Annotated in this window: 10 protein-coding genes; 6 read left to right on the forward strand and 4 right to left on the reverse strand. The window is 70.6% G+C overall.

The window, feature by feature from the left end; all coding sequences use genetic code 11:
* Positions 1-71: 71 nt before the first annotated feature.
* Together ACIREI_RS38980 and ACIREI_RS38985 are read right to left on the reverse strand one after the other, a co-directional pair.
* On the reverse strand, positions 72-341 hold the full coding sequence (locus tag ACIREI_RS38980) for an antitoxin (RefSeq protein ID WP_403343639.1): 270 nt from the start codon (positions 339-341) through the stop codon (positions 72-74).
* Between the two features lie 24 nt (positions 342-365).
* On the reverse strand, positions 366-647 hold the full coding sequence (locus ACIREI_RS38985) for a hypothetical protein (RefSeq protein ID WP_403343642.1): 282 nt from the start codon (positions 645-647) through the stop codon (positions 366-368).
* A 182-nt stretch (positions 648-829) separates the two neighbouring features.
* Between ACIREI_RS38985 and miaA the strand changes: the two genes are divergently transcribed.
* The 6 genes from miaA to hflX all read left to right on the forward strand — a co-directional run bounded on the left by miaA (position 830) and on the right by hflX (position 9,532).
* Positions 830-1,768, forward strand: a complete 939-nt coding sequence (miaA, locus tag ACIREI_RS38990; protein ID WP_403343645.1) for a tRNA (adenosine(37)-N6)-dimethylallyltransferase MiaA — start codon at positions 830-832, stop codon at positions 1,766-1,768.
* 108 nt (positions 1,769-1,876) lie between these two features.
* On the forward strand, positions 1,877-2,380 hold the full coding sequence (locus tag ACIREI_RS38995) for a hypothetical protein (RefSeq protein WP_403343971.1): 504 nt from the start codon (positions 1,877-1,879) through the stop codon (positions 2,378-2,380).
* Between the two features lie 107 nt (positions 2,381-2,487).
* Positions 2,488-3,357, forward strand: a complete 870-nt coding sequence (gene dapF / locus ACIREI_RS39000) for a diaminopimelate epimerase (protein WP_403343648.1) — start codon at positions 2,488-2,490, stop codon at positions 3,355-3,357.
* A 300-nt stretch (positions 3,358-3,657) separates the two neighbouring features.
* Positions 3,658-5,850, forward strand: a complete 2,193-nt coding sequence (locus ACIREI_RS39005; RefSeq protein WP_403343651.1) for a RelA/SpoT family protein — start codon at positions 3,658-3,660, stop codon at positions 5,848-5,850.
* A gap of 350 nt (positions 5,851-6,200) precedes the next feature.
* Complete coding sequence (locus tag ACIREI_RS39010; RefSeq protein WP_403343654.1) at positions 6,201-7,901, forward strand: M1 family metallopeptidase; 1,701 nt, start codon at positions 6,201-6,203, stop codon at positions 7,899-7,901.
* A gap of 137 nt (positions 7,902-8,038) precedes the next feature.
* A complete protein-coding gene (gene hflX / locus ACIREI_RS39015) occupies positions 8,039-9,532 on the forward strand; it encodes a GTPase HflX (protein ID WP_403343657.1) in 1,494 nt (497 codons plus the stop codon).
* 128 nt (positions 9,533-9,660) lie between these two features.
* Here hflX and ACIREI_RS39020 read toward each other — a convergent pair whose 3' ends face one another.
* Together ACIREI_RS39020 and ACIREI_RS39025 are read right to left on the reverse strand one after the other, a co-directional pair.
* Complete coding sequence (locus ACIREI_RS39020; protein ID WP_403343660.1) at positions 9,661-10,881, reverse strand: trypsin-like serine peptidase; 1,221 nt, start codon at positions 10,879-10,881, stop codon at positions 9,661-9,663.
* Between the two features lie 199 nt (positions 10,882-11,080).
* Positions 11,081-12,301 carry a trypsin-like serine peptidase gene (locus ACIREI_RS39025; RefSeq protein WP_403343662.1) on the reverse strand — a complete coding sequence of 407 codons (1,221 nt, stop codon included), beginning with the start codon at positions 12,299-12,301 and terminating at the stop codon, positions 11,081-11,083.
* Positions 12,302-12,652: the final 351 nt, after the last annotated feature.

The following is a 12,652-nucleotide window of genomic DNA, read 5'->3' on the forward strand; positions in this document are numbered from 1 at the left end:
TCGGGCCCGTCCGAAAACGGCGGACGGCCGGGAGCCCTCGAGCTCCACGGCCGTCCGTCGATATATGCCGTTCAGGTGGTCGGCGGGGGTGCGTCCGGCGGCGGCGTGCTGCTGCCCGTCGCCGTGTCGTCGCCCTTGTGCGCGAGTCGGTCCACGGCGCCCTTGGCCTTGCCCGTGCCCGTGTGGATCTTGTCGCTGTACTTGCCCTTGGTTCTCTCGTCAACGACCTTCGCGGCCTTGTCGAGGCCGTGCTGGACCTTGTCCTCGTGCCGCTGCGCGAAGTCGGAGACCTTGTCCTTGGCCGGGGCGAGTTTGGCTTTCAAATTATCCATCAGACCCATGCTTCACCTTCCCGCGCGGGGCAGTTACGTGCGGGCGCTCTCGTCGGCCTCACGATCGGCCGCCTCGTCGGCGGACTGCTGCTTGGGGATCTCGACGCCCTCGTCGGTATCGGCCTCGACAGGCTCCGCCGCCGTCGGCCGGGCCCCGTCATCGGTCCCGTCCTCGGCCTGGACCTCGGCCGACCCCTTCGCCTCTGCCGCCTCCTCCGCCGCGGGTTCGGCCGTTGGTGTGCCGGCCTGCGCCTCGGCGGTTGACGCCTCCTCCGTAGCCTTCGACCTCCGGAGAAGCCGTGCGAAAACGCCCATATCCACTCCATACGTTACTCGTGCGGGCGAAATCCCGCGTCGTCCGGTGCGCCCGTTTGCGTCGCCCGGTCGCCGCCCCCGCGAAACCGGCGGCGAGAACCTCGCAACTGGCAACGACCCCGCGCGCGTGCCGTCACGTAACTCGTTCGAGGCCACCCACTGAGGTTTGCGAGACTGGGTCGGTGAGCAGCGCATCCTCCACCCCCCGAGTCATCGCCGTCGTCGGACCGACCGCGGCCGGAAAGTCCGATCTGGGCGTGTTCCTGGCCCAGCGGCTCGGCGGTGAGGTCGTCAACGCCGACTCCATGCAGCTCTACCGAGGGATGGACATCGGCACCGCCAAGCTGACGCCCGAGGAGCGCGCCGATGTCCCGCACCACCTGCTGGACATCTGGGACGTGACGGTCACGGCGTCCGTCGCCGAGTACCAGCGGCTCGCGCGCGAGCGCATCGACGCCCTGCTGGCCGAGGGACGCTGGCCGATCCTGGTCGGCGGCTCGGGGCTGTACGTCCGTGGAGCCGTCGACAATCTGGAGTTCCCCGGCACCGACCCCGAGGTCAGGGCCCGGCTGGAGGAGGAGCTCGCGCTGCGCGGCTCCGGCGCGCTGCACGCCCGCCTGGCCGCCGCCGACCCCGAAGCCGCGCAGGCGATCCTGCCCAGCAACGGGCGCCGTATCGTCCGGGCCCTCGAGGTGATCGAAATCACCGGCCAGCCCTTCACTGCCAACCTCCCCGGCCACGACTCGGTCTACGACACGGTCCAGATCGGCGTCGACGTGGCACGCCCCGAGCTCGACGAGCGCATCGCGCGCCGGGTCGACCGGATGTGGGAGGCCGGGCTCGTGGAGGAGGTCCGCGCGCTGGAGGCGCAAGGGTTGCGTGAGGGGCGTACGGCCTCGCGTGCGCTCGGCTACCAGCAGGTACTCGCGGCGCTCGCCGGGGAGTGCACCCTCGAAGAGGCGCGCGCCGAGACCGTACGTGCCACCAAGCGCTTCGCGCGCCGCCAGGATTCATGGTTCAGGCGCGACCCGCGGGTGCACTGGCTGAGTGGGGCTGCGGCGGATCTCACAGAACTTCCGCCTCTCGCGCTGGCGTTGCTCGAACGACCGGTTACAGCCTGATCACGTGATGGCATCGGGACGCTCCGGCCGCCGTCCGGGCCTCCGGCGCCATGCCATCATCGAGCTTCGATCGACCAAGTGGAGTCCGAGTTGGGAGGGCGCGTGGCGATGGAGGCCGGCCCTCGCGACACCGCACGAAGCACCGAGAACGTCACCACCGACCGGGGCGAACCGGAGCGGGACGGCGACCGTCTGAGCCCCGACGGTCCCGACGAAGCGGAAGGTGGCGTCACCGACGACGGCCCCGAGCCCGAGGAGATGTACGCAAGCGGCCCGGAGGTCGAGGTCGAGCTGCGCCCGCAGCGCCGACTGCGGATCTGGCAGCTCGCGCCCATCGTCTCCCTCGCCGCGGTCGGCTCCCTGATGTTCGCGTTCCCGCTGGCCTTCGACTTCGGCGACAGCGGGGCCGTGATCGCCATGCTGGGCCTGCTGATCTGCTCCTGCGCGGCCGGCTGGGGCATGATGGCCGCCCGCCGGGTCGGCTACACCTGGCCGGGCCTCCCGCCGCGGGGCGCCGGACGCAGGCCCGACTGGCGGGTCGTCGGAGCCTACGTCCTGCTCGTGGCCGCGGTGGTCGTGCTCGCCGTGTGGCGCGTGGCCCGGCTGCGCTGACCTCCACGCGTGCGTGGATCGGGGTACGACCACGCGCGTGGGCTGCCCCAGGGCCCCGCGACCCCGCACGCGCATGGCTTGTCGTACCGACCCCTTACGATCGAGGAATGAGCACGCGGATCGCCTTCCTCAAGGGGCACGGCACCGAGAACGACTTCGTGATCGTCCCGGACCCCGAGAACGCCATCGACCTGCCCCCGGCCGCCGTCGCCGCGCTGTGCGACCGCCGCGCGGGCATCGGCGGTGACGGACTGCTGCATGTGGTGCGGTCCGCGGCGCACCCCGAGGCCCAGGACATGGCGGCCGAGGCCGAGTGGTTCATGGACTACCGCAACGGCGACGGCTCGATCGCGGAGATGTGCGGCAACGGCGTACGCGTGTTCGCGCGCTACCTCCAGCGCGCCGGACATGTCGCCGAGGGCGACCTCGCCGTCGCCACGCGCGGGGGCGTGAAGACGGTGCACATCGCCAAGGACGGTGACGTCACGGTCGGCATGGGCAAGGCGCGGCTCCCCGAAGGGGACGTCACGGTCAGCGTCGGCGAGCGCAGCTGGCCCGCGCGCAATGTGAACATGGGCAACCCGCACGCCGTCGCCTTCGTGGACGACCTCGCGCACGCCGGTGACCTGTACTCTCCGCCGCCGTTCAGCCCAGCCGCCGCCTACCCGGACGGGGTCAACGTCGAGTTCGTGGTCGACCGCGGGCCCGGGCATGTCGCCCTGCGCGTGCACGAGCGTGGTTCCGGCGAGACCCGTTCGTGCGGCACGGGCGCGTGTGCCGTCGCCGTGGCCGCCGCGCGGCGGGACGGCGCCGACCCGACGGTCACCGGCACCCCCACGACGTACACCGTCGATGTGCCGGGCGGCACCCTGGTGATCACCGAGCGGCCGGACGGCGAGATCGAGATGACCGGCCCCGCGGTGATCGTCGCCGAGGGTGAGATCGACGCGGACTGGCTGGAAAACGCGGTCAGTTGAGGGGCAGGGGCGGCTGGCTATCCCAGCCTTGACCGCTCCGGCGCCTGTCAGCCGCCCCTTCCGGAGGAACGTTCGCGTTCGAAATCATGGCCTGTCGTCTGCCAGGTGGCGGAAAATCGTAAACCTGTGAACCCTCGCTCGAATGGGTGATCCGTTTCACGCTCGGCGAGAGGCGGTCAGCCGCACGTGATGGGCTCGGTAGCATCAAGCACCGGCCCGGACGGGGGAGATGTCGCCATCCCCTGAGCCGTGTCCGCCATGGGGCACCCCGTCCGCCGGTCCACGCAGCCGGAGGTGCCCATGAGTGCGGAGGCAACGAACCCCGCGACGCCAGGCCCGGTAGCAGGCCCTGTGACGCCCGCGGTGTCCCGCAGGAAGGCCCGCGCCCGGATCGATCTGCGCCGCCTCGGCCGGGCCGCGCTGCTCGGCCCCGCCTCACGCGGCCGGCTGCCCGACGCCATCAGCCATGTCGTCGACGCCCACCGGGCCCACCATCCCGACGCCGACCTCGAACCGCTGCGCCGCGCCTATGTGCTGGCCGAGTCCTCGCACCGCGGCCAGATGCGCAAGAGCGGCGAGCCGTACATCACGCACCCGCTCGCGGTGACCCTGATCCTCGCCGAACTCGGCGCCGAGACCACGACCTTGACGGCGTCTCTGCTCCACGACACGGTCGAGGACACCGATGTGACCCTCGATCAGGTCGGTGAGCAGTTCGGGGCGGAGGTCCGCTTCCTGGTCGACGGCGTGACCAAGCTGGAGAAGGTCGACTACGGCGCCGCCGCCGAGCCGGAGACCTTCCGCAAGATGCTCGTCGCCACCGGCAACGACGTCCGGGTGATGTCGATCAAACTCGCCGACCGGCTGCACAACATGCGCACCCTCGGTGTGATGCGCCCCGAGAAGCAGGCCCGCATCGCCAAGGTGACCCGCGACGTCCTCATCCCGCTCGCCGAACGGCTCGGCGTCCAGGCGCTCAAGACCGAACTGGAAGACCTGGTCTTCGCGATCCTCCACCCGGACGAGTACGAGCACACCCGGGAGCTGATCGTCGAAAACGCCTCCCGCGCCGACGATCCGCTCGCCGAGACGGCCGACGCGGTGCGCAAGGTTCTGCGCGAAGCCGACATCCAGGCCGAAGTCCTCATCCGGCCGCGGCACTTCGTCTCGGTGCACCGGGTGTCCCGCAAGCGCGGCAGGCTGCGCGGCGCCGACTTCGGGCGGCTGCTGGTGCTGGTGAACGAGGACGCGGACTGTTACGGCGTCCTGGGCGAACTGCACACCTGTATGACGCCGGTCGTCTCGGAGTTCAAGGACTTCATCGCCGTCCCCAAGTTCAACCTGTACCAGTCGCTGCACACCGCCGTCGCCCGCGAGGACGGCCAGGTCACCGAAGTCCTCATCCGGACCCACCAGATGCACAAGGTCGCCGAGGCCGGTGTCGTGGCGCTCGGCAATCCCTACGCTCCTCCTTCGGAGGAGCAGGCCCCTTCGAGTGACGGTGAGCGCGCCGACCCCACGCGCCCCGGCTGGCTGTCCCGGCTCCTCGACTGGCAGGAGGCCGCGCCCGACCCGGACACCTTCTGGTCGACGCTCCGCGAGGACCTCGCCCAGGACCGCGAGATCACCGTCTTCCGGCCCGACGGCGGCACCCTGGGCCTGCCCGAGGGCGCCACCTGTGTGGACGCCGCGTACGCGCAGTACGGCGAGGACGCGCACGCGTGCATCGGCGCCCGCGTCAACGGGCGCCTGGCGACGCTCAGCACGGTTCTGCGGGACGGGGACACCGTCCAGCTCCTCATGGGCCAGGACCCTGCCTCGGAGCCCTCCAGGGAGTGGCTGGAGCACGCCCACACGCCCGCCGCCCGGATCGCCATCCAGCGGTGGCTGGCCGCCCATCCCGCGCAGGGCGATGCCCCCGGAGCGGAGGAGACCCGGGTGCTCTTCCGGCCCACGGCGGACGGACCGGCGGGCCAGGAGGCGGGCACGGACGGGCAGGCCGTCCGCCCTGCCGCCGAGGGGCCGGCCGGCCGCTCCGCCACCGCCGACGTCCTCGTCGACCGGCCGGGCGCGACCGTACGCCTCGCCGGCTGCTGCACCCCCGTACCGCCCGACGAGGTCACCGGATTCTCCGTGCGCGGGGGAGCGGTGACCGTTCACCGCGTCGAGTGCGCCGCCGTGCGCCGTATGAAGGGCGCGGGGCGCGCGGAGGTCGGCGTGCACTGGGGAGACACCACCGAGTGCCGGGTCACCCTGGTCGCCGAATCGTTCGTCCGCCCGCACCTGCTGGCCGACCTCACGGAAGCGATGGCCCTGGAGGGCGCCGAAATCGTCTCGGCGACGGTCGAGCCACCGAGCCAGCAGCGCGTGCGCCACACCTACACCGTCCAACTCCCGGACGCGGCGCTGCTTCCGGGGCTGATGCGGGCGATGCGCAATGTGGCGGGCGTGTATGACGTGAGCAGGGCTCAGCCACAGACGCAGGGGGCGTGAGGCGGCGTCGCCCACGAGGTCGCCCACGACGTCGGCTTCATCTTCGGCTTCGTCCTCGGCACGGCCCGCGGTGACGACACGGGAGTGCGGGAGTGCGGGCTTGGGTGCGTGAGAGGCGTATGCGCGGGGCGCGCAGTACGGGAAACGAGCCGCGCGGGCGGGTCGAGCCCGGCGATGGATGCCGGATGCGCGCACGCGCACGTGTGCACCCCCGGGGGAGTCGGCAACCCTCACATCCACGCCCTCCCCTGAACGACTGCACCCTCCCAGCAGCCACCAGACACCCCCGTTCGAGTGTGCCGGTCGCGCGTCGTCGACGTCCCGTACGCGCGCGCTGATAGCCGTGGTGCATGCTGCTCACCCCCCGCACCGAGGCCCAGCGACCAGTCCCTGGCGCTCCTCGCCCCCGTCCCCGAACCCGTCGGCGTCTCAAGGCCCCCGCGCTGTTCGCCGTCGCCCTCTCCTCCTGCCTGCTCGCCGCGAGCGCCCCTCCCGAACCCCTGGGTGTCGGCGACCGCCTCTTCCCGCACCTGGGCAACCCCGGCTACGACGTCGCGTCGTACGACCTCTCCTTCACCTATTCCGGCACCAACGCCAAGCCCCTCAAGGCCGTCACCACGATCAACGCCTGGGCGACCACGGATCTGGAACGCTTCAATCTGGACTTCGCCCACGGCAAGGTCGAGTCCGTCGAGGTCGACGGGGAGCCCGCGTCGTTCAGCAGTGCCGGTGAGGACCTCGTGGTCACGCCCGAGGAGTCGTTGCCCGAGGGCAGCTGGATGCAGGTCACCGTGCGGCACACCAGCGATCCCAAGTACGGCAAGAGCCGGGACGGCGGCTGGGTGCGGACGGCCGACGGCCTCGCCATGGCCAACCAGGCCGACGCTGCCCACGTCGTGTTCCCGTGCAACGACCACCCCTCCGACAAGGCGATGTTCACCATCCGGGTCACCGCGCCCAACGGCTACACCGCCGTCGCCAACGGTCTGCGGACCGACGTGGACCGCGCGGGGAAGACGACGACCTGGACGTATCGCACGCGCCACCCCATGGCCACCGAGCTCGCCCAGGTGTCCATCGGCCGTTCCACGGTGCTGCACCGCACCGGCCCGCACGGGCTGCCCGTACGGGACGTCGTACCCACCAAGGACCGCGAGCGGCTCGAACCGTGGCTGAAGAAGACCCCCGGCCAGATCGCCTGGATGGAGCGGAAGATCGGGCGGTACCCCTTCGAGACCTACGGCCTGCTGATGGCCGAGGCCGCCACCGGCTTCGAACTCGAGACCCAGACGCTCTCCCTCTTCGAGAAGGAGCTCTTCACCGAGTCGGCCTACCCGAAGTGGTACATCGAGTCGATCATGGTGCATGAGCTGGCGCACCAGTGGTTCGGCGACAGCGTCAGCCCGCGCACCTGGTCCGACCTGTGGCTCAGCGAGGGGCACGCCACCTGGTACGAGGCCCTGTACGCGGCGGAGAAGACCGGCCGGCCGCTGGAGGCACGGATGAAGGCCGCGTACGCCGCCTCCGACCGCTGGCGTGCGGCCGGCGGACCCCCGGCCGCCCCCAAGGCCGGCACCCCCGGCAAGAAGAACGGCATCTTCCGGCCGAACGTCTACGACGGCGCGGCACTGGTCCTGTACGCCCTGCGTCAGGAGATCGGCGCCTCGGCCTTCGAGCGTCTGGAACGCGCCTGGGTGAGCCGTCACCAGGACGGTTCCGCCACGACGGCGGACTTCGTCGCGCTCGCGGAGGAGATCTCCGGACGCCACCTCGACGGGTTCCTGCATGCCTGGCTGTACGGGAAGAAGACCCCGCCGATGCCCGGTCAGCCGGAGTGGAAGGCCGCGGACCCCGACAAGGCGCCCGCGAAAAAGAGCACCGTGAAGACCACGGCGAAGAAGGCCACGGCGAAGAAGGCCACGGCGAAGAAGGCCACGGCGAAGAAGGCCACGGCGAAGAAGGCCACGGCGAAGAAGCCGAGCCTCAAGAAGCCGAGCCTCCACAAGGTGACCGTCAGCAAGGTGACCGTCAACAAGGCGATCGCGAAATAAGGCGGTGACGAGACGGCCCGTGCCGTGCGACCATTTTCGGGTCGGCGCGGCACGGGCTGCGGGAATCTCCCGGGGCACTCGTGCGTTATGAGCAGTGCAGGCGCCACAAACGGATTCCCCATCGACGTAAGGACCCAATGACCTCCTCTTCTTCCTTTTCCCAGGACACGCAGCGCTTCGCGCACACCTATCCCGAAGGTCTTCGGGCCGATGCCCTGATGGAAGAGGACGTCGCCTGGAGCCACGAGATCGACGGAGAGCGGGACGGCGACCAGTTCGACCGCTCCGAGCGCGCGGCTCTGCGCCGTGTGGCGGGCCTCTCCACCGAGCTCGAGGACGTCACCGAGGTCGAGTACCGCCAGCTCCGCCTGGAGCGGGTCGTGCTCGTCGGTGTCTGGACCTCGGGGACCGTGCAGGACTCGGAGAACTCCCTCGCGGAGCTCGCCGCCCTCGCGGAGACCGCGGGCGCGCTCGTGCTCGACGGCGTGATCCAGCGCCGCGACAAGCCCGACGCGGCCACCTACATCGGCTCCGGCAAGGCCGAGGAGCTGCGGGACATCGTGCTCGAGACGGGCGCCGACACCGTCATCTGCGACGGTGAGCTCAGCCCGGGCCAGCTCATCCACCTCGAAGACGTCGTCAAGGTCAAGGTCATCGACCGTACGGCCCTGATCCTCGACATCTTCGCCCAGCACGCCAAGTCCCGAGAGGGCAAGGCGCAGGTCGCGCTCGCGCAGATGCAGTACATGCTGCCGAGGCTGCGAGGCTGGGGCCAGTCGCTGTCCCGGCAGATGGGCGGCGGCAAGGGCGGCGGCCTCGCCACCCGTGGTCCCGGTGAGACCAAGATCGAGACGGACCGGCGACGGATCCGCGAGAAGATGGCGAAGATGCGCCGGGAGATCGCGGAGATGAAGACCGGCCGTGAGATCAAGCGCCAGGAGCGAAAGCGCCACAAGGTGCCGTCGGTCGCCATCGCGGGCTACACCAACGCCGGCAAGTCCTCCCTGCTCAACCGCCTCACCGGCGCGGGCGTGCTGGTCGAGAACGCCCTGTTCGCGACCCTCGACCCGACCGTACGCCGGGCCGAGACCCCGGGCGGACGGCTGTACACGCTGGCCGACACGGTCGGCTTCGTACGGCACCTGCCGCACCACCTGGTCGAGGCGTTCCGCTCCACCATGGAGGAGGTCGGCGAGTCCGACCTGATCCTGCACGTGGTGGACGGCTCGCACCCGAACCCGGAGGAGCAGCTGGCCGCCGTGCGCGAGGTGATCAGGGATGTCGGCGCGACCGACGTACCGGAGATCGTCGTGATCAACAAGGCGGACGCGGCCGACCCGCTGACGCTGCAGCGGCTCATGCGGATCGAGAAGCGTTCCATCGCTGTGTCGGCTCGCACCGGCAAGGGCATCGACGAGCTGCTCGCGCTGATCGACGACGAGCTGCCCCGTCCGTCCGTCGAGATCGAGGCGCTCGTGCCGTACACCCACGGCAAGCTCGTGGCCCGCGCCCACACCGAGGGCGAGGTGATCTCCGAGGAGCACACCCCGGAGGGCACCCTGCTCAAGGCGCTGGTGCACGAGGAGCTGGCGGCGGATCTCGCGCCGTACGTTCCGGCGGCGACCGCCTGAGCTGTCGTAGGCCGGCTGCCTGAGCCGTCGTTCGAGACGGATACGGCGGCCCGGGTTGCCGTAGAAACGCCGAAGGCCCGCCCCCTCTCGCAAGGGGCGGGCCTTCCGTGTGTGTCAGTGGGCGGGCGTCATCGGCCGCCGTACGTCTTGCTCATGTGCTGGTAGACCGACTCGGCGCTCGCGCCCAGCTGCGGGCCCGCGAGCCAGGTGTTGTCCTGCGGGCCGATCGACGTGTTCGACACGAGCGTGGTCTTGCCGTTCGCCACGCGGAACCAGCCGCCGCCCGACGAACCGCCGGTCATGGTGCAGCCGATCCGGTACATCGTCGGCAGGGCGGGGCTCAGCGACAAGCGGCCCGGACGGTCGAGGCACTTGAACATCCGCAGGCCGTTGTACGGCGGTGCCGCCGGGTAGCCCCAGGCGCCCATCGTGGCGACCGCGCTCGCGGACGGAGCGGAGAAGTCGACGTCCAGGGCGCCGGTGGTCTCCTCCAGGGACTTCGCTCCGGCCTCCGGCTTCACATGCAGCACGGCGTAGTCGTACGCGGCACCAGCGCCGCCCGTTTCCGAGCCGCCCTGGATCCACTCGTTCGACGTCGAGGCCCAGTCGGCCCACCAGTTGCCGTAGGGAGCGATCTCCGTGGCCGTCGCGTTGCGCAGCTGCGCCTCGGACTTGCCGAGGTCGTTGTAGGCCGGGACGAAGACGAGGTTGCGGTACCAGCCGCCGCTCTTGCCGGCGTGCACACAGTGGCCGGCCGTCCAGACGAGGTTGGACTTGCCGGGGTGGTTGACGTCCTTGACGACCGTGCCGGAGCAGACGGCCGGGCCGTCCGGGGTGTCGAAGAAGACCTTGCCGACGGGGGCCGCGTTCTGGTGGTACGGCGTCTTCTCGGCCGCGGCCTGCACGGGCGCCGGCTCGGGGTCGCTCACGCCTTGGCCGGCCGAGGCGTCCTGCGTGGTGACCGTCTTGTTGGCCTCCTTCGCGGACTGCATCCGGTCAGGCTTCCACAGGCCCTCGATCACCGGGTTGACGAAGTCCTTGGCCTCGCTGAGCCACTTGTCCTTGTCCCAGTTCTTCCAGGCCCCCTCCTTCCATTTGTCCAGGTCGATCCCGTGTTCCTGGAGCTTGTCCGCGAGCTCGGCCGGGATCTGGATCTTGCCGTCACCGGCGGCGTCACTGGCGGCGTCGGCGGCCTGCGAGGCGGCGGCTTCGGCCTGGTCGCTGGCCGAGTCCGCGGTCGAGCCGGAACAGGCGGTCGCGCTCAGCGCCAGCGCGGCGACGAGCCCGGTGGCGGCGAGGACGGAGCGCCGACCGCGGCGTGGAGTTGCGGGCGTAGGTGTGGAACGCATGGTGCGATGACCCCCGTTGAAGCGTGCTACTGCTGTGGCGCCTTGATGGCGGGCGCGTGTCGCGGAGGGGGCGTGCGCTCGTGGGCGCGAGCCCCTCGGACTCGACACCCCACTATGCACGGGGAGTTGAGGTCGAACGGCGGTGGGGCGGTGAAGGTTTCTCCCCACCGCCCCACCGCAGTCGGTACCTAGGGCGCCGTCACTGACCGGCGAACTTCTCGCTCACTCCGTCGAACACGCTCTTGGCGTCGGCGCCCAGCCTCGGACCCGCCAGCCAGCCCGAATCCACCGGGCCGATCGAGGTGTTGGACACCAGCGCGGGCTTGCCGTCCGAGCCCGTCGCGACCCAGCCACCGCCGGACGAACCGCCGGTCATGGTGCAGCCGATGCGGTACATCGTCGGGGCCGACTCGTTGATCGACAGCCGGCCCGGCTTGTCCTGGCACTGGAACAGCTTCTGGCCGTCGAACGGCGCGGCGGCCGGGTAGCCGATCGCCTTGAGGCTGTTCACCTGAGGGACAGCGGGGGCGTTGAAGTCCACCGGCAGGGCCGAACCGACCGTTTCCTCCAGGGACTTGCCGTTGCCGCCCTCCTCCGGCTTCACATGGAGCACGGCGAAGTCGTACGGCGCGCCGTCCCCGCCCGTCGGGCCACCCTGCGCGATCCACTGGTCCGAGGTCTGTGCCCAGTCGGCCCACCACACGCCGTAAGGAGCCACCTCCTCCTTGGTCGCGCTCTCCAGGTCCGCCGTCGCCTTGCCCGCGTTGTTGTACGACGGCACGAACGCGATGTTGCGGTACCAGCCGCCGCTCTTGCCCGCGTGCACACAGTGGCCCGCCGTCCAGACCATGTTGGACTTGCCGGGGTTGGCCGGGTCCTCTACGACGGTCGCCGAGCAGACCATCGTGCCTTCGGGGGAGTCGAAGAACACCTTGCCCGCCTCGGGGGCGTTGGCGTGGTACGCAGGCGGCACGGCCCGTGCGTTCACCGGCTCCGGCGTCGGGTCGGTCACCCCCTGGTCACCGGAGAGGTCGCTGTCGTCGACACTCCGGTCCGGGTCCTCGGCCTCCCGCATACGGTCCGGGTCCCACAGGCCCTCGATGATCGGGTTGATGTAGTCCTTCGCCTCGCGGAGCCAGTCGTCCCTGTCCCAGTTCTTCCAGGCGCCGTCCTTCCACTTGTCGATGTCGATCCCATGCTCTTTGAGCTTGTCCTTGATGTCGTCCGGGATCGTGATCTTGCCTTCACCTCCGGCCGCCGCGGACGCGGTGGGCTCTCCGCCCGCCTCGGCGTCGCCCGACTCACAGGCCGTGACGGTGAAGGCCAGCGCCGCGGCGAGCGCGACCACGGGCAGCGGGGAGGTACGGCGGCGCGCGCTCCCTCCTCGGCGAGCGGTGAACGACGGCCGTATCGATCGCATGAGCTGACTCCCCCTGAAATGACGGTACTTGGTGCGGCGGCCGTGAACTCCCGCTGATCGCTTGCTGATCGCTTGCTGACGCTTGCGAACGTCGGCGAACGCTGGCTGATCGGGCGTGATGTCACGGCGCGTTGGGACGGCATCACACACTATGCGGTCGCTGTGGGGGAGTGCCGACGGGTCGGCAACGGTTTCGCTACGGGCTGTCTGATCTGGTAATTCATCCGGTGAGGTGGCTGCCTCCGAGTCCGCCTTCCCGCCGGGGCCCGGGCGGGCTGCTGGATGGCGTGGGTCCGCGCTCCGTGGTGAGCTGATGCCGAGAGGCGGAGTCACGGGTGACGGGAGCGGCCT

Source organism: Streptomyces sp. NPDC093591 (assembly GCF_044764885.1).
Classification (GTDB): Bacteria; Actinomycetota; Actinomycetes; order Streptomycetales; family Streptomycetaceae; genus Streptomyces.

Excerpts from the sequence above, each read along its gene's own strand:
- ACIREI_RS38980 (WP_403343639.1), bottom strand. The coding sequence starts at position 341 with ATGGGTCTGATGGATAATTTGAAAGCCAAACTCGCCCCGGCCAAGGAC.
- ACIREI_RS38985 (WP_403343642.1), bottom strand. The coding sequence starts at position 647 with ATGGGCGTTTTCGCACGGCTTCTCCGGAGGTCGAAGGCTACGGAGGAG.
- ACIREI_RS38995 (WP_403343971.1), top strand. The coding sequence starts at position 1,877 with ATGGAGGCCGGCCCTCGCGACACCGCACGAAGCACCGAGAACGTCACC.
- dapF (WP_403343648.1), top strand. The coding sequence starts at position 2,488 with ATGAGCACGCGGATCGCCTTCCTCAAGGGGCACGGCACCGAGAACGAC.
- ACIREI_RS39005 (WP_403343651.1), top strand. The coding sequence starts at position 3,658 with ATGAGTGCGGAGGCAACGAACCCCGCGACGCCAGGCCCGGTAGCAGGC.
- ACIREI_RS39010 (WP_403343654.1), top strand. The coding sequence starts at position 6,201 with ATGCTGCTCACCCCCCGCACCGAGGCCCAGCGACCAGTCCCTGGCGCT.
- hflX (WP_403343657.1), top strand. The coding sequence starts at position 8,039 with ATGACCTCCTCTTCTTCCTTTTCCCAGGACACGCAGCGCTTCGCGCAC.
- ACIREI_RS39020 (WP_403343660.1), bottom strand. The coding sequence starts at position 10,881 with ATGCGTTCCACACCTACGCCCGCAACTCCACGCCGCGGTCGGCGCTCC.
- ACIREI_RS39025 (WP_403343662.1), bottom strand. The coding sequence starts at position 12,301 with ATGCGATCGATACGGCCGTCGTTCACCGCTCGCCGAGGAGGGAGCGCG.